The organism is Streptomyces sp. NPDC058955 (assembly GCF_042741435.1).
Classification (GTDB): domain Bacteria; phylum Actinomycetota; class Actinomycetes; order Streptomycetales; family Streptomycetaceae; genus Streptomyces.
This window is the reverse complement of record NZ_JBHYKM010000002.1, coordinates 174372-189408: the sequence shown is the minus strand read 5'-3', so window position 1 is coordinate 189408 and position 15037 is coordinate 174372. Positions and strand designations below refer to the sequence as shown.

Below are 15037 nucleotides of genomic sequence, written 5' to 3'. Positions count from 1 at the left end.
CGCCCCGGGGGCACCCCGTGTGTCAGCGCGGGGCTCGCGCTCCCGCACGGCGGCGCCGCGCCGCGCCGCCCCCCCGGCGCCGGGGCCCTCTGTCGTCCGGGACCGCCCGTCGGCGGCAGCCGCCGGGACGCGCGGCAGTCGGCGTACGGCCCCTGTCGGTCGCATGGCCCCCACCCTTCCGCGCATCACCCGGCGCACGCAGCTCGTTCCAGCCTGGCACGCCGAGCGCACACGCGGGGGCCATTCCGGCGTAAACGGGGCGCACTGCGGATCCGACGCCCGACCGTGGCGCATTCGTGACCACCGGCCCTACAACCCCTCCCCCGGCACGCGGGTCGACATGTTCATGCGCAGTCCCCAAGTCCTCGCCAAGGGCGACCACATCGCGATCCTGAGGGACGGTCACCTCACGATCGAACAGGACCGGATCGTCACGACCGTGCCGCTCGCCGCCGTCGACGAGGTGCGCCAGACCGGCGCGACCTCGCTCGTCCTCGTCCTGACCGACGGCGTCACCCGCCCGCTCCCCGAGGGCAACACCTACTCCGCGCCCGCCTTCCGCGCCGCCGTGACCGAGGCCCTGCCCGAGCGGCGCGACCCCGCCGGCAGCGCCCTCCTCACCACCGAGGAGGGCCGGGGCTCGATCCCCGTGTGGGCGGTCTGGCTGGGGGTCGTCGGCTTCCTCGGCGCCTACACGGCGTACGTGTGGTGGACCGGCTCCGCGCACGGCGGGGGCATGGGCATGGCCGCGTTCGGCGCGGTCCCCGGGCTGCTCTTCGGCGGTCTCGGCGTCCTCGGCGCCCTCGTCAGCGCCCGGGACCGGGTGCTGCTCGCCCGCCGGGGCATCACCGTCGTCGCCACGCGCGCGTACTACCCCAACGGCAAGAAGGCGAGCTACTACAAGTTCACCGACGCCAGCGGCAACGAGCTGACCACCAGCTACGGCTCCGGCCGGGCCACGCACGAGATCCACGTCGTGTACGACCCCGAGGCCCCGTCGCGGCGCCACGCCGCCTCCGAGCCGGCCTACTCGACCGTCGTCAAGCACACCCTCGGCCTGCTGACCGCCGGCGCCGTCCTCGCGCTCGGCCTGTGGGGCGCGCTCGCGCCCTACCTGTGACGAAGGGGGCCGAGGGCGCGCCCACGCGCCCCGCCCCCCCCTCCTCTGCGCCCGGAAGTCAGCGCTTCGCGACGAACACGTGCGCCGCGACCTCCGCGTCCAGCTCCGCCGCCTCGCCGCTGCTGCCGACCAGCACGCCGCCCGCCGACTCCGACACCGACACGACCGAGCCGGGCTGCACGCCCGCCCGCCGCAGCGTGTACATGAGCTGGGCGTCCGTCTGGATCGGCTCGCCGATCCGGCGGACGATCACCGTCTTGCCGCCGCTGGCGTCCAGGTCCGCCAGCGACACCATCGAGTCGTCGAGGAAGGACTCGGCCTCGGCCTTCTCGCCCAGCTCCTCCAGGCCCGGGATCGGGTTGCCGTACGGCGACTCCGTCGGGTGGCGCAGCAGCTCCAGGACGCGGCGCTCCACGGCCTCGCTCATCACGTGCTCCCAGCGGCACGCCTCGGCGTGGACCTGCTCCCACTCCAGGCCGATCACGTCGACGAGCAGGCACTCGGCGAGCCGGTGCTTGCGCATCACGCGGGTCGCGAGGCGGCGGCCCTCCTCGGTCAGCTCCAGGTGGCGGTCGCTCGCCACGGCGACCAGGCCGTCCCGCTCCATGCGGGCGACCGTCTGGCTCACCGTCGGACCGCTCTGGTCGAGCCGCTCGGCGATCCGGGCACGCATCGGGACCACACCTTCCTCTTCCAGCTCCAGGATGGTGCGGAGATACATCTCCGTGGTGTCGATCAGTCCGGACATTCGTGCCCCTCGATGAGTCGTGCGCTGGCCCTGCACCAATTCTTGCGCATCCGGCCGACAACCGGGCGGCCCCCGCCCCGGAGCGGGAGAACTGGGGACACCGGGGCGCCGGAGGCGGTATTGACAGACCAATGGTCCAGACCGCACCGTGATCGGCGACCTCGACGAGAAGGAGCTTCCTCACATGGGCGAGAGCAAGCTGGCCGGACAGTTCTTCGACGCCGCGATCGGTCTGCTTCAGGAGGTGCGCGACGGGGACTCCGCCGAGATCGCCGCCGCCGGAGCCGCCGTCGCCGAGGCCGTCGCGAGCGGCAACAGGCTCTTCGCCTTCGGCGCCGGGCACTCCTCGCTCCCCGCCCAGGACGTCGTCTACCGGGCCGGCGGCTTCGCCCTGATGAACCTGCTCGCCGTCCCCGGCGTCGTCGGCGTCGACGTCATGCCGGCGACGCTCGGCTCCGCCCTGGAGCGCGTCGACGGGCTCGCCGGAGCCGTCCTCGACTCCTCGCCCGCCTCCGCCGGCGACGTCCTCTTCATCATCTCCCTCTCGGGCCGCAACGCCCTGCCCGTGGAGATGGCCATGAACGCCCGCGCGCTCGGCCTCACCGTCGTCGGCGTCACCTCGGTGGCGTACGCGACCGAGACGAAGTCCCGGCACGTCTCGGGGACGTACCTCAAGGACCACTGCGACATCGTCCTCGACTCGCGGATCGCCGTCGGCGACGCGGAACTGACCCACGAGGGCATCGAGGCGCCGTTCGCCCCCGCCTCCACCGTCGTCACCAGCGCCCTGATGCAGGCGACCATGGCCGCCGCCGCCGAGGAACTGGTCCGGCGCGGGATCGAGCCGCCGCTGCTGCGCTCGGGCAACGTCGACGGCGGCCACGAGTGGAACGGGCGCGTGATGACCGAGTACAAGGACCGGATCTTCTACCGGCACTGAGCACCGGCAGCCTCCGCCACCCGCCCGCACGCGCGCGGGCGTACGTCAGGCGAGCGGCGGTACGTCCAGTGCCGCCGCCACCCGGGCCGCCACCGTCTCCGCGTAGAGCGCGTCCTGCCGGTCGAAACCGCCCCGCGCGGCCGTCCGCAGGAAGGTGAGGACGCCGACGGTACGGCCCCGGGACCGCAGCGCCGTGCACAGCGCGTGCGCCGTGTCCGCCGGCCAGTGGCGCTCCGCCGCCCACTCCGCCGCGTCCCGGCCCGCGCTCACCCGCACCGAACCGGCCCGGTCCCACGCCTGGAGGGCCGGATGCTCGGGGCCGTACCGCTGCGGGAAGCCGCCGCGCAGGCCGTCCGCGTCCGGGGCGCCCGCCGGGGACGCCACCGCGCGGGTCAGCCGCCGGTCGCCCGCCACCCGGTCCACCAGGCCGTGGTCGGCGAACCCGGCCAGCGCGAAGTCCAGCAGCACCGCCACCGCCTCCGCCGGATCCGCGTACTCCGCCGCCGCCACGCCCGCCCGGTGCAGCTGGCTCCACCGGAACCGGGTCCGGTCCGCCTCCCGCGCCGCGAGCCGCTCCGCCGTCACGTCCTGGAAGACCCAGGCCACCCCCAGCGGCACCGGCTCCTCCGTCATCGGCGACGCCAGCCGCACGAACCCGCTCCGCCAGCAGCGCCGCCGCTCCCCGGTCCCGGGGGCCGCCGCCAGCGTCACCCACAGGTCCGCCGGCGCCGGCGGACCGCCCTCCGCCAGCACGTGCTGGAGCGCGCCCTCCAGCTCCTCCACTCCCCCGGCCACGACATCGCCCAGGGGGCGCCCCAGGAGCGTCGTCCGGCCGGTGCCGATCGCCCGGGCCGCGTAGCCGTTGACGACCGCCGGACGCAGATCGGCGTCGATCAGCACGACGCCCCAGGGCGCGTCGTCGAACAGCGCCTCGCTCAGCGCGATCGACCGCTCCAGGTCGATCTGCACGTGCACCTCGCTGAACGCGCAGTACACGCCCGTCGGCCGCCCGTCGGCGTCCCGCACCCCCGCCGACTGGCTGCGCACCAGCACCCGGCCGCCGTCCTTGCGGAGCAGCGCCAGCTCGTGCACCTGCCGGCCCGGCGTCCGCATCGCCCCCATCACCCGGGCGAGCGTCTCCTCCGCGTCCGCGCTGCGCGCCGCCCAGCCGTCGAACCCGCGCCGCCCGACGGCCTCCGCCGCCGGCCACCCGAGGATCCGCTCGGCCTCGCGGTTCCAGTGCGTCACCGTCCCGTCCGCGTCCAGCGCGCACAGCGCCGCGTCCATCCCGTCCAGCAACGCGGCCAGCAGATCCCCACTCGCCCCCGGCACGGAAGCGGTGTCCCGCGCGGACCCCGTGAAGGCACTCACCTGGAACTCCCCCCGGTAACCCCCCTGATGCAGGCCATTCAACTGGAACGTGACCCAGAACACACCGGGTTCGACGAAACGGATTCCCCCGCGGGGCGCGTATCGGCCAGTTCACGCCGTCACGGTCACGCCGTCGCGGTCATGCCGGGGAGACGAAGCCCGACTCGTAGGCGGCGATGACCGCCTGAGTGCGGTCGCGGGCGCCCAGTTTGGCGAGGACGGAGCTGACGTGGGACTTGACCGTCTCGGTGCCGACCACGAGCCGGGCGGCGATCTCGGCGTTGGACAGGCCCCGGGCCATCAGGCGGAGGACGTCCTCCTCGCGGTCCGTCAGGTTCGCGCGGAGCAGGGCCTCGTGGGCCTCGTTGGCGGGGCGGTCCCGGGCGTAGGACGCGGCCATGTCGCGTACCGCCGCCGGGAAGAGGAGCGAGTCGCCCTCCACGACCAGGCGGACCGCGTGGACGATCTCGGCGGGGCGGGCGCGCTTGAGGAGGAAGCCGTCGGCGCCCGCGCGCAGCGCGCCGTAGACGTACTCGTCGTTCTCGAAGGTGGTCACCACCAGGATCTTCGGCGGGGAGTCGACCGTACGGAGGACCGCCTGGGTGGCCTCGATGCCGTCCATGAGCGGCATCCGGACGTCCATCGCCACGACGTCCGGGCGCAGGCTCCGGACGAGCGGGATGACGGCGGCGCCGTCCGCCGCCTCGCCCACCACCTCGATGTCGGGCTGGGCCTCCAGGACGGCCCGCAGGCCCGCCCGCACGAGGGGTTCGTCGTCTACGAGGAGGACCTTGATCGTCATCCGGTCAGCCTAGCCAGCTCGATCAGCACCGGGAGTGGGGTCACCGGAGCGGCAGGGTCACCGCCACCCGCCACTCGCCGTCCTTCACGCCCGCCTTCGCCTCGCCGCCCAGCAGCGCGGCCCGTTCGCGGATGCCGCGCAGGCCGCTGCCCGAGCCGGGGACGGCCGGCGGGCGGCCTTCCGGCAGCGGGTTGGTGACCCGGAGGCGCAGCCGGGACCGCTCCGCCGTCACCCGGACCTCGACGGGCACCTGGCCCGCGTGCCGCAGCGCGTTCGTCAGGGCCTCCTGGAGCATCCGGTACGCCTCCCGCGAGACGGGCCCGGGCAGTTCCTCCACGGGGCCGCTGATCTCGGCGTCCACGCGCGCGCCCGAGGAACGGGCCGAGTCCAGGAGGCGGACGGCCTCGTCGAGGCCGGGGCTCGCGCCGCGCGGCCGGCCCGTCTCGCGGAGCAGGAGCAGCACCCGCTCCAGGTCCTCCAGGGCCGACCGGCCGGTCTCCTCGATGGTCGCGAGCGCCCGGTCGGTGAACTCGGGGTCCTTCGCCGCCCGCGCGGCGCCCGCCTGCACCACGGCCAGGGTGAGGGCGTGCCCCAGGGAGTCGTGCAGCTCGCGGGCGATCCGGTTGCGCTCCAGGAGCCGTTCCGTCCGCTCCTCCAGGGCGGTCATGCGCTCCTTCACCGACGGGCCGAGGAGGCGGCGCGCGATCCGCGCGTCCAGCCGGCCCAGGCCGACGACCAGCGCGTAGAGGGCGAGCGTCGGGAGCGGCGCGAGGGCGGGCAGACCCAGGTCCGGGGAGGGGGTGAGGGCGGCGAGCATCGGCTCCTCCACCGTCGCGCCCGCCAGCACGATCGTGCACTGCGGCAGCCAGATCGACGCCAGCAGGGTCGCCAGGCCCGCCTCCATCCGGAACACCAGCCACAGGGCCGTCCTCCCCCGGTCCGTCCAGGACGCCGACGGGGTGGCCGAGATGCCGGTGGCCGCGTCGGTCGCGCGCCGCACCCGGGCGTGCTTGCCGGGGAGCAGCATCAGGCGCGCCTGGAGGCCCTCGGCGCGGCGGGCCGACGGGATCAGGGCGACCGCCGCCACCAGCGGGACGGGCAGGGCCGCCACGATCAGCCACTGCGCGAGGCCCGGGTCGGACAGGCCGGGATAGACCAGGCCGACGGCGAGCGGCACGATCGCGCCGACCAGCAGATGGAGCCACCGGGTGTAGGTGACCGCGCGGACCGACGGCCGCACGAGGGTCTGGAGGAACAGCAGCGGAGCGGGCATTCGGTGATCATCTCAAGGGGTGGACCGGGGGCGGCTCCCCCGCACGGGGGAGACGGTCCCCTCCGGCAGGGGATGGCCGGAGACCGCCCGGCCGCGAGGCTTGAGCCATGACCAGCATCGAGATCAAGAACCTCACCAAGGAGTTCGGCGGCAGGACGACGACCCGGGCCGTGGACGACCTCACGTTCCGGGTCGAGCCGGGCCGCGTCACCGGCTTCCTCGGCCCGAACGGGGCCGGGAAGTCCACGACCATGCGGCTCGTCCTCGGTCTCGACCGGCCCACGTCGGGCACCGCCACCGTCGGCGGCCGCCTCTACACGACGCTCGACGAGCCGCTGCGCACGGTCGGCGCCCTCCTCGACGCGCAGGCCGCGCACCCGTCCCGGACCGGCCGCGACCACCTGCGCTTCCTCGCCGCGAGCAACGGCCTGCCGGCCCGCCGGGTCGACGAGGTGCTGGCGGAGACGGGCCTGGAGCCGGCCGCCCGGCGCCGGATCCGCGGTTACTCGCTGGGCATGCGGCAGCGCCTCGGGATCGCCGCCGCGCTCCTGGGCGACCCGCGGGTGCTGATGCTGGACGAGCCGGCCAACGGCCTGGACCCGGAGGGCATCGTCTGGATCCGCGAGCTGCTGCGCCGGCTGGCGGCCGAGGGCCGGACGGTGCTGGTCTCCAGCCACCTCATGAACGAGACCGCGACCTTCGCCGACCACCTGGTGGTGCTGGGCCGCGGCCGGCTCCTCGCGGACGTGCCGACGCGGGAGTTCATCGACGCCCACAGCCACGCGCGGGTGCGGGTGCGCACCGGCGATCCGGTACGGCTGCGGGCCACGCTCCTCGCGAAGGGGTGGACGGTCGGCGCCGCCGCCGATGCGGACGGCCGGTGGGTGGTGGAGGGCGCCTCCGCCGAGGAAATCGGGGCGGTCACCGCCCGCGAGGGCATCCCGGTCTTCGAACTGGCCGACGAGCGCGCCTCGCTGGAGCAGGCGTACCTGGCCCTCACCTCGGACGCCGCCGAGTTCACCGCCCGCACCCCCCAGGAGGTCTGACCGTGTCCACCACCGCGCCCGCGCCTGTACGCGCCGCCGTCACCGTCCGGACGGCCCTGGCCTCCGAGTGGATCAAGATCCGGTCCGTCCGGTCGAGCTTCGGGTCCCTGATCGCCGTGGTCGGCACCGCGCTGGGCCTCAGCCTGGTGATCTTCCCGCTCATCGGCCAGGCGGAGGCCGACAACGGCGAGGACGTCCTCTTCGGGATCTTCTACCCGATGAACTTCGTGCAGATCGCCGCCATCGCCTTCGGCACCACCGCGGCCTCCTCCGAGCTCCTGAACGGCGCCCTGCGCAACTCCCTGGCGGCCGTGCCGAACCGGACCCTCCTGTACGCGGCGAAGACCGCGGTCGCGGCGGCGGTCGCGCTCGTCGCGGGCCTGGTGGCGGGCTTCGGCATCTTCCTCACGGCCAACGCCTTCCTCGGGAAGTACGCCATCGACCTCGGCGCGCCGGGCGCCCTGCGCGCCTGCGTCGGCGCCGGGATCTACCTCGCCCTGATGGCCCTGTTCTCGCTCGGCCTGACGTTCCTGCTGCGCAGTGCGGTGGCGGTGCTGAGCATCTTGATCCCGTTCATCCTCATCGTCTCCTTCGTCATCGGAGGGATCTCCGAGGGCGCCGCCCTCTGGCTTCCGGACCACGCGGGCCAGCAGATCCTCCACCAGAACCCCACCGGCCCCCTGGGCCCCTGGACGGGCCTCGGCGTCACGGCCCTCTGGACGGCCGCGGCCCTCCTGGCGGGCTGGTGGTCCCTGCGTCGGCGGGACGTCTGAACCGCCGCCCGACCGCCCGACCGCCCGACCGCACCGCACCGCACCGCACCGCCCCAGGAGGTCCGACCGTGCCCACCGCCACCGCCGCCGCTCCCGCCACCGTGGCCACCCCCGCCCCCGCTCGCGCGGTCACCGTCCGGACGGCCCTGAACTCCGAGTGGATCAAGGTCCGTTCGGCCCGGTCGAGCTTCGGTTCGCTCGTCGCCGTCCTCGCGGTCGGCCTCGCGATGAACCTGGCGCTGTACGTGAGCGTGGGCGGGCCCGAGCCGGACGGCAAGGGCGATCCGGTCTTCCGGGCCCTGTTCCACACCGTCTACGCCCAGATCGCGGCCGTCGCCTTCGGCGCCACCGCCGTCTCCTCCGAGTATCTGAACAACGCCCTGCGGAACTCGCTGGCCGCCGTGCCGCGCCGGGGCCTGCTGTACGCGGCGAAGGCGGCGGTCGTCGGCGGGGCGGCGCTCGCCGTGGGCCTGGTGACGTCGTTCGCCGCGTTCTTCGCGGGCCAGGCGTTCGCCGGCGCGTACGCGATCGGCATCGGCGCTCCGGGCGCCGTGCGGGGCTGTGTCGGCGCCGGCGTGTACCTGGCCCTGATGGCCCTGCTCGCCTTCGGGCTGACGTTCCTGCTCCGCAGCGCGGTCGGCTCGCTGAGCATCCTCGTCCCGGCGCTGCTGGTGCTCCCGTTCCTCGTCGGCGACGTCTCGCCCCGCACGGCCCAGTACCTCCCGGACCGCGCCGGGAGCCAGGCCCTCCAGCAGACCCCCGTCGGCGATCTGGGCCCCTGGACGGGCCTCGGCGTCACGGCCCTCTGGACGGCGGCGGCCCTCCTGGCGGGCTGGTGGTCCCTGCGTCGGCGGGACGTCTGAGCCGCGTCACGGCGGTCTCGGGAGTCCCGGGAATCCCGGCGCTTAAATCGCTTGTCGCGCTCCCGGGGGGTTCGTAAGGTGTGGGTACACGCGAAAGGAGGTGATCCGAAAAAATGGTTTCTTTTCGGACTCGTGAGGTGACTGCGGGCTAAGGCCTGCCGTCGCACGATGTGCACCTCGGCAGGCCAGCTGCCGAAACCCAAGCAGTCACCCGACCCGTGGGCCGCCGGTAAGTCCGGCCGGCTCCCGTCCGAACCTAGGCGGACGGGACCAAAGGCCCACGGGTCGTCTGCGTTCTCCGGCGGAATTCAGGGAGCCAGGCGCTCCACGCGCCAGCCGTCCGCCCCGCGGACGTAGCGCAGGCGGTCGTGGAGGCGGTTCTCGTGGCCCTGCCAGAACTCGACGGTCTCCGGGACGACGCGGAAGCCGCCCCACTGCGGCGGGACCGGCACCTGTTCGGTGTCCGGGTAGCGGGTGGCCAGGTCCTCGTAGCGGGCCAGCAGCTCCTCGCGGGACTCGATGACCGAGGACTGCTCGCTCGCCCAGGCGCCCAGCTGGGAGCCGTGCGGGCGGGTGCGGAAGTAGGCGGCGGTCTCGTCGCGGCCGGTGCGGGCCGCGCGGCCGGTGACGATCACCTGGCGGGCCAGCGGGTGCCAGGGGAAGAGCAGCGAGACGTACGGGTTGGCGGCCAGCTCGGTGCCCTTGCGGGAGCCGTAGTTGGTGAAGAAGACGAAGCCGGCGTCGTCGTAGTGCTTGAGCAGGACCGTGCGGGACGAGGGGCGGCCCTCGGGGGTCGCGGTCGAGACGATCATCGCGTTCGGCTCGTGGATCGCCGGACTGGCGGCGGTCTCCTTGAACCAGGACCCGAACTGCTGCATCGGTTCGGGTGCGAGGTCGGCCGCGGTCAGTTCCTTGGTGCGGTACTGCTCGCGCATGGCGGCGGGATCCAGGGCGTCGGTCACGGGGCCATCCTGCCGCAGCACCCCAGTGTGCCCGCCACGGCGTGGCGCCAATCCTTCGTCGCCGGTTCGGCGCAGTGTGCCGGATGTCACGCTTCCCCGCATCATCGGAACCGTACAGACTCAACGGCTGGATGACTGTTCAGTCCCACCAGCGACCGCCGTAGGTTGATCGATCATCGATAGAGGGAGCCGCCTGATGTCCGACTTCGTACCGGGCCTCGAAGGAGTCGTCGCGTTCGAGACCGAGATCGCCGAACCCGACAAGGAAGGCGGCGCGCTGCGCTACCGCGGGGTCGACATCGAGGATCTCGTCGGCCACGTCTCCTTCGGCAACGTGTGGGGTCTGCTCGTCGACGGCGCGTTCAACCCCGGTCTGCCGGCCGCCGAGCCCTTCCCGATCCCGGTCCACTCCGGCGACATCCGGGTCGACGTGCAGTCCGCGCTCGCCATGCTCGCCCCGGTGTGGGGCCTGAAACCGCTCCTCGACATCTCCGCCGAGCAGGCCCGCGACGACCTCGCCCGCGCCGCCGTCATGGCCCTCTCCTACGTCGCCCAGTCGGCGCGCGGCCAGGGCCTCCCGATGGTGCCGCAGAGCGAGATCGACAAGGCCGAGTCGGTCGTCGAGCGGTTCATGATCCGCTGGCGCGGCGAGCCGGACCCGAAGCACGTCAAGGCCGTCGACGCCTACTGGACGTCGGCCGCCGAGCACGGCATGAACGCCTCCACCTTCACCGCCCGCGTCATCGCCTCCACCGGCGCCGACGTGGCCGCCTCGCTCTCCGGTGCCGTCGGCGCCATGTCCGGCCCGCTGCACGGCGGCGCCCCCTCCCGCGTCCTCGGCATGATCGAGGAGATCGAGCGGACCGGCGACGCCGTCGCCTACGTGAAGCAGGCCCTCGACAAGGGCGAGCGCCTGATGGGCTTCGGCCACCGCGTCTACCGCGCCGAGGACCCGCGCGCCCGGGTGCTCCGCCGTACCGCGAAGGAGCTGGACGCGCCGCGCTACGAGGTGGCCGCCGCGCTGGAGAAGGCCGCCCTGGAGGAGCTGCACAGCCGCCGTCCGGACCGGGTCCTCGCGACGAACGTCGAGTTCTGGGCGGCGATCGTGCTGGACTTCGCCGAGGTCCCGGCGCACATGTTCACGTCGATGTTCACCTGTGCCCGGACGGCCGGCTGGTCGGCGCACATCCTGGAGCAGAAGCGCACCGGCCGCCTGGTCCGCCCGTCGGCCCGCTACACGGGCCCCGGCCAGCGGGACCCGCGCGAGATCGAGGGATACGCGGACATCGCCGGCTAGGCCACGGCCTTCCTTCGGACCGGGCGCCGCTAGAGCGGCTGGTCCTGGCTGAGGAGGAGGTCCGCGTGGTGACGCGCCGCGACCAGCGGGTGCGCGCGGACCTTCCCCTTCAGCTCGTTGCGGCCGTACTCGGCGAAGAGCGGGTTCGCCGGGTCGACCGTGACGCCCGGCGCCCGGTCGGCGTACGGGAAGTCGAGCGGGGCGATCCGGGCGTCGAGCCGCGGGTTGTAGAAGAACGGGACGGAGAACCGTTCCGTCGCGCCGGGCGGGGAGACCACCCGGTGGTTGGTGGCGACCAGATAGCCGTTCGTCGCGACTTCGAGGAGTTCGCCGAGGTTGACGACGAAGGCGCCGGGCAGCGGCGGCACGTCGTGGAAGTTCCCGTCCTCCCGCTGCACCTGGAGTCCGCCGACCTGGTCCTGGAGCAGCAGGGTCAGGAAGCCGTAGTCCTTGTGGGCGCCGACGCCCTGGTCGTCGCCGTCGCCGCTGCTGCCGGGGTAGCGGACCAGCTTGAGGTGCGGGTGGGCGCGGGGCCCGAAGATGTCGGCGTAGAAGTCCTCGCGGGCGCCGATCGAGGCGAGCAGCTCGCGCAGCAGCTTCTCGGCGACGCCGCTGAGCCGGTCGATCCAGTGCAGGGCGGCGGTGCGCAGCTCGGGCAGGGCCTCGGGCCACTGGTTGGGGCCTTCCAGCCACCAGTACGGGGGCTCCCAGGGCGCGGGGGCGCGGGCGGGCCGCTCGGCGCCGATGTCGAGCTGGTCGCGCCAGTCGCGGGAGCCGCCGGTCCGCTCGTCGCCGACCCGGGTGTAGCCGCGGAAGTGCGGCGAGTTGAGGTTGTCGACGGCGCGCCGGTCGGCCTCGGGGAGGGCGAAGAAGGCGTGCATGGCGTCGGTGAGGGCCCGGGTCTCGGCCTCGGTCACACCGTGTCCGACGAGCTGGAAGAAGCCGACGTCGTGGGCGGCGGAGTGCAGCTGGGCGTGGAGCAGCCGGCGGGCGTGCGGGCCCCGGTCGGCGGCCGAGAGGTCGACGATGGGGAGCTGCGAGGGGTACGACGACGAGGAGGAGGGAGCGGCGGTGGGTGCACTGAGGGTCATGGATGCGTCCGCGGGGTGTACGGGTCCCGGGGCGGCCGCCGGGGTGGGGCGGGGGCCACGGGTGCCGGTCGACAGGGGTCTGTTCAGGGACCTCCGGGGCGGGCTTGTGGGGGCCCCTCGGGTCAGGCAGCGCGGCGACAGCTCATGCTCGTGACGCGGACGAAGTCCACGTGACGGCGGCGTACGAGCAGAGGCATGGGACCAGACTACTGCGGAGGGCGCCGTTCGCCTGTGGCCCGCGTCACAGCGGATCGAGGGGGTCGGGGTCTGGCCGTGGGGGCGGCTCGTACGCGAAGATCGCCGCCTTGCATGTCACGCGCATGCCAATCATCTCGTCGCCGCGTCCCCGCGCAGGAGGATGTCCATGACCGCCCGCCGCACCACCCGCCGCCTCCTGGCCGCCGCCGTCGTCACCCTGGCCGCCGCCTCGCTGACCCCCGCGGCCACGGCCGGCGCCGCCGCCCCCGCGCCCGCGCCGCAGGCCCGGGTCTTCATGGTCAACCCCGTCCAGGCCACCGGCGACCAGAACCTCGCCGACCACAAGGACGCGGCGACCGACGTCCCCGCCTCCGCCTACGCCCTCGCCACCCTCCGCAACCTCGACGCGAGCGGCGGCCTCTCCGGGAAGTGGGCCGCCGTCCGCTCCGAGACCGGCAACCCGGCGAAGGTCGCCCTGGCCGCCTCGTACGACCGCTCCGACGACGAGTTCGAGCAGGTCATGGCGTACTTCTGGGTCAACGAGGGCCAGGAGTACCTGCAGAGCCTCGGCTTCGGCACCGAGCTGCGCGGCGCCAACGACCGCGTCCAGCCCGTCCGCCTCAACCAGTGGGGCGCCGACAACTCCTACTTCACCGACAAGAAGGCCGAGATCCGCTTCGGCAAGGGCGGCGTGGACGACGCCGAGGACGCCGAGGTGATCCTCCACGAGTACGGCCACGCCGTGCACCACGCCCAGGTCCCCGGCTTCGGCACCTCCGTCGAGGCCGGCTCCATCGGCGAGGCCTTCGGCGACTACCTCGCCGTCGCCGTCGGCAACCACGCCGTCCAGAAGTACGGCTGGCCGATGAAGGCCGACGAGGCGTGCGTCGCCGACTGGGACGCCACCGGCTACAGCGCCGCCCCGCACTGCCTGCGCCGCCTCGACGGCACCAAGACCTACGCCGACCGCGAGGGCGAGGTCCACGCGGACGGCGAGATCTGGTCCCGCGCCCTCTTCGACATCCGCAAGGCCCTCGGCGCCCGCACCGCCGACCGGATCATCGTCAACGCCCAGTTCGGCTTCGCGCCCGACACCAGCTTCGAGGCCGCCGCCCGCACCACGATCGCCACCGCGCAGAGCATGTACGGCACGCAGGCGGCCGCGGCGGTGCGGGACGCCTTCCGGGCGCGGGAGATCCCGGGCGTCTGACCTGTCGCCCGGGCGGAGGCGTACGGCACAGTGGACGGCGTGCTGATCACCGTCGCGGACGTCGAAGCCGCAGCCGAACGCCTCACCGGACACGTCGTACGGACCCCGACCCTCCCCAGCCCCGGACTGACCGAACTGCTCGGCGCCGACGTCACCGTCAAGCTGGAACTCCTCCAGCGCACCGGCTCGTTCAAGGCCCGCGGGGCCGCCGCCAAACTCCTCGCGCTCGCTCCGGCCGAGCGCGCGGCGGGCGTCGTCGCCGTCAGCGGCGGCAACCACGGCATCGGGGTCGCCGTCATGGCCGGCGCGCTCGGCGTCCGCGCCACCGTCGTCATGCCCCGGTCCGCGCCCGCCCGGGCCGTCGACCGCGCCCGGGCCGCCGGGGCCGAGGTGCGCGTCGCCGACACCATGAAGGAAGCCTTCGCCCTCATGGAGGAGCTGTGCGACGAGGGCCTCACCCTCGTCCACCCCTTCGACGACCCGCTCGTCGTCGCCGCCCAGGGCACGGTGGGCCTGGAGATGGCCGAGGACGCCGGGGACCTCACCGACGTCCTCGTCAGCATCGGCGGCGGGGCGCTGGTCTCCGGCGTCGCCACCGCCCTGCGGGCCCGCCGCCCCGGCGTGCGGATCTGGGGCGTGGAGACGGTCGGCGCGGACGCCATGGCGGCGGCGCTGGCGGCGGGCGGACCGGTGCCGGTCGAGCTGACGTCGGTGGTCAGCACGCTGAGCGCCCCCACGGTCTCGGCGCTCACCCACGCGCACGTGGCCGCGCTGGTCGAGGACGTGATCACGGTGTCCGACGCGGAGGCCGTCCGCGGCACCCTCGACCTCGCCGAACACGCCAAGGTCTGGGCCGAGCCCGCCGCCGGCTGCCTCCTCCCGGCGGCCCGCACGGTCCTCGACCGGGTCGGCCCCGGCGCCCGCCTGGGCCTGGTGGTCTGCGGCGGCAACGCGACGCCGTCCGACGTCGCCGCCTGGGCGGACCGCTTCGGCGTCCGCTGACTCCCCGCGCGTCCGGCTCCCCTACGCGTCGGCCAGGGCCTCGTCGATCAGCCGGGCCCACTGGGCGACCACCCGGTCGCGGCGGGTCGTGTCGTCGGTGAGCAGCGTGGCCAGGCCGAGGCCGCGGCCCATGTCGAGGAGGCCCTGGACGGTCTCCCGCACGCCGGGCCGCGACTCGTCGGCGCCGAGCAGCTCGACGGCGATCCGGTGCGACTCGCGGCCCACCCGGGCCTGGGGGGGCGCGGGCCCCCCCCGGGGGGGGGGGGGGGGGGGCGGGGCCCCCCCCCCCGCCGGCGCGGGGGCGGAGGTGGGGGGCGAGGGTGAGGGCGCGCAGCCCGCGG

General features: G+C 74.4%; 14 protein-coding genes and 1 pseudogene. 8 read left to right on the top strand and 7 right to left on the bottom strand.

Annotated elements, in window-relative coordinates; translation table 11 throughout:
- Window positions 1-346 precede the first annotated feature (346 nt).
- Window positions 347-1120: a hypothetical protein gene (locus ACFW1I_RS01930; protein ID WP_384665160.1), complete on the top strand. Its 774-nt coding sequence runs from the start codon at window positions 347-349 to the stop codon at window positions 1118-1120.
- Window positions 1121-1178: 58 nt separating this feature from the next.
- On the opposite strand, the gene ACFW1I_RS01925 is transcribed toward ACFW1I_RS01930, so the two are convergent.
- On the bottom strand, window positions 1179-1868 hold the full coding sequence (locus tag ACFW1I_RS01925; protein WP_319012118.1) for a metal-dependent transcriptional regulator: 690 nt from the start codon (window positions 1866-1868) through the stop codon (window positions 1179-1181).
- Between the two features lie 184 nt (window positions 1869-2052).
- Between ACFW1I_RS01925 and ACFW1I_RS01920 the strand changes: the two genes are divergently transcribed.
- Window positions 2053-2808 (top strand): SIS domain-containing protein, encoded by a 756-nt coding sequence (locus tag ACFW1I_RS01920; protein WP_384665158.1) that lies wholly within the window; start codon window positions 2053-2055, stop codon window positions 2806-2808.
- Window positions 2809-2853: 45 nt separating this feature from the next.
- Here the strand turns inward: ACFW1I_RS01920 and ACFW1I_RS01915 are convergent, their stop codons facing one another.
- The 3 genes from ACFW1I_RS01915 to ACFW1I_RS01905 all read right to left on the bottom strand — a co-directional run bounded on the left by ACFW1I_RS01915 (window position 2854) and on the right by ACFW1I_RS01905 (window position 6254).
- Window positions 2854-4179, bottom strand: a complete 1326-nt coding sequence (locus ACFW1I_RS01915; RefSeq protein ID WP_384665156.1) for a PAS domain-containing protein — start codon at window positions 4177-4179, stop codon at window positions 2854-2856.
- A gap of 139 nt (window positions 4180-4318) precedes the next feature.
- Window positions 4319-4981, bottom strand: coding sequence for a response regulator (locus ACFW1I_RS01910; RefSeq protein ID WP_384665154.1), 663 nt, complete (start codon window positions 4979-4981; stop codon window positions 4319-4321).
- A 40-nt stretch (window positions 4982-5021) separates the two neighbouring features.
- Window positions 5022-6254: a sensor histidine kinase gene (locus ACFW1I_RS01905; RefSeq protein ID WP_384665152.1), complete on the bottom strand. Its 1233-nt coding sequence runs from the start codon at window positions 6252-6254 to the stop codon at window positions 5022-5024.
- Between the two features lie 107 nt (window positions 6255-6361).
- On the opposite strand from ACFW1I_RS01905, the gene ACFW1I_RS01900 reads away from it, so the two are divergent.
- The 3 genes from ACFW1I_RS01900 to ACFW1I_RS01890 all read left to right on the top strand — a co-directional run bounded on the left by ACFW1I_RS01900 (window position 6362) and on the right by ACFW1I_RS01890 (window position 8936).
- Window positions 6362-7300 (top strand): ABC transporter ATP-binding protein, encoded by a 939-nt coding sequence (locus tag ACFW1I_RS01900; protein WP_384665150.1) that lies wholly within the window; start codon window positions 6362-6364, stop codon window positions 7298-7300.
- 2 nt (window positions 7301-7302) lie between these two features.
- Window positions 7303-8073 carry an ABC transporter permease gene (locus ACFW1I_RS01895; protein WP_384665148.1) on the top strand — a complete coding sequence of 257 codons (771 nt, stop codon included), beginning with the start codon at window positions 7303-7305 and terminating at the stop codon, window positions 8071-8073.
- Window positions 8074-8141: 68 nt separating this feature from the next.
- Entirely contained in the window at window positions 8142-8936 is a 795-nt protein-coding gene (locus tag ACFW1I_RS01890) for an ABC transporter permease (RefSeq protein WP_384665146.1), read from the top strand.
- A gap of 308 nt (window positions 8937-9244) precedes the next feature.
- Here ACFW1I_RS01890 and pdxH read toward each other — a convergent pair whose 3' ends face one another.
- The gene (gene pdxH, locus ACFW1I_RS01885; protein WP_384665144.1) at window positions 9245-9898 is read right to left on the bottom strand and encodes a pyridoxamine 5'-phosphate oxidase; all 654 of its coding nucleotides are present in this window, start codon (window positions 9896-9898) and stop codon (window positions 9245-9247) included.
- Window positions 9899-10094: 196 nt separating this feature from the next.
- On the opposite strand from pdxH, the gene ACFW1I_RS01880 reads away from it, so the two are divergent.
- Window positions 10095-11195 carry a citrate synthase 2 gene (locus ACFW1I_RS01880; protein WP_384665142.1) on the top strand — a complete coding sequence of 367 codons (1101 nt, stop codon included), beginning with the start codon at window positions 10095-10097 and terminating at the stop codon, window positions 11193-11195.
- A 29-nt stretch (window positions 11196-11224) separates the two neighbouring features.
- On the opposite strand, the gene ACFW1I_RS01875 is transcribed toward ACFW1I_RS01880, so the two are convergent.
- Window positions 11225-12286 (bottom strand): isopenicillin N synthase family dioxygenase, encoded by a 1062-nt coding sequence (locus ACFW1I_RS01875; protein ID WP_384665140.1) that lies wholly within the window; start codon window positions 12284-12286, stop codon window positions 11225-11227.
- 364 nt (window positions 12287-12650) lie between these two features.
- Between ACFW1I_RS01875 and ACFW1I_RS01870 the strand changes: the two genes are divergently transcribed.
- Both ACFW1I_RS01870 and ACFW1I_RS01865 read left to right on the top strand, forming a co-directional pair.
- On the top strand, window positions 12651-13694 hold the full coding sequence (locus ACFW1I_RS01870; RefSeq protein WP_384665138.1) for a M4 family metallopeptidase: 1044 nt from the start codon (window positions 12651-12653) through the stop codon (window positions 13692-13694).
- Window positions 13695-13736: 42 nt separating this feature from the next.
- Window positions 13737-14696 (top strand): threonine/serine dehydratase, encoded by a 960-nt coding sequence (locus ACFW1I_RS01865; RefSeq protein ID WP_384665170.1) that lies wholly within the window; start codon window positions 13737-13739, stop codon window positions 14694-14696.
- 21 nt (window positions 14697-14717) lie between these two features.
- Here ACFW1I_RS01865 and ACFW1I_RS01860 read toward each other — a convergent pair.
- Window positions 14718-14927 (bottom strand): annotated as a pseudogene (locus tag ACFW1I_RS01860) (TetR/AcrR family transcriptional regulator); the annotation flags it as partial.
- Window positions 14928-15037: the final 110 nt, after the last annotated feature.

Bases quoted from the DNA above. Each gene is read 5' to 3' on its own strand.
- ACFW1I_RS01930 (WP_384665160.1), top strand. From the start codon at position 347: ATGCGCAGTCCCCAAGTCCTCGCCAAGGGCGACCACATCGCGATCCTG.
- ACFW1I_RS01925 (WP_319012118.1), bottom strand. From the start codon at position 1,868: ATGTCCGGACTGATCGACACCACGGAGATGTATCTCCGCACCATCCTG.
- ACFW1I_RS01920 (WP_384665158.1), top strand. From the start codon at position 2,053: ATGGGCGAGAGCAAGCTGGCCGGACAGTTCTTCGACGCCGCGATCGGT.
- ACFW1I_RS01910 (WP_384665154.1), bottom strand. From the start codon at position 4,981: ATGACGATCAAGGTCCTCCTCGTAGACGACGAACCCCTCGTGCGGGCG.
- ACFW1I_RS01905 (WP_384665152.1), bottom strand. From the start codon at position 6,254: ATGCCCGCTCCGCTGCTGTTCCTCCAGACCCTCGTGCGGCCGTCGGTC.
- ACFW1I_RS01900 (WP_384665150.1), top strand. From the start codon at position 6,362: ATGACCAGCATCGAGATCAAGAACCTCACCAAGGAGTTCGGCGGCAGG.
- ACFW1I_RS01880 (WP_384665142.1), top strand. From the start codon at position 10,095: ATGTCCGACTTCGTACCGGGCCTCGAAGGAGTCGTCGCGTTCGAGACC.
- ACFW1I_RS01875 (WP_384665140.1), bottom strand. From the start codon at position 12,286: ATGACCCTCAGTGCACCCACCGCCGCTCCCTCCTCCTCGTCGTCGTAC.
- ACFW1I_RS01870 (WP_384665138.1), top strand. From the start codon at position 12,651: ATGACCGCCCGCCGCACCACCCGCCGCCTCCTGGCCGCCGCCGTCGTC.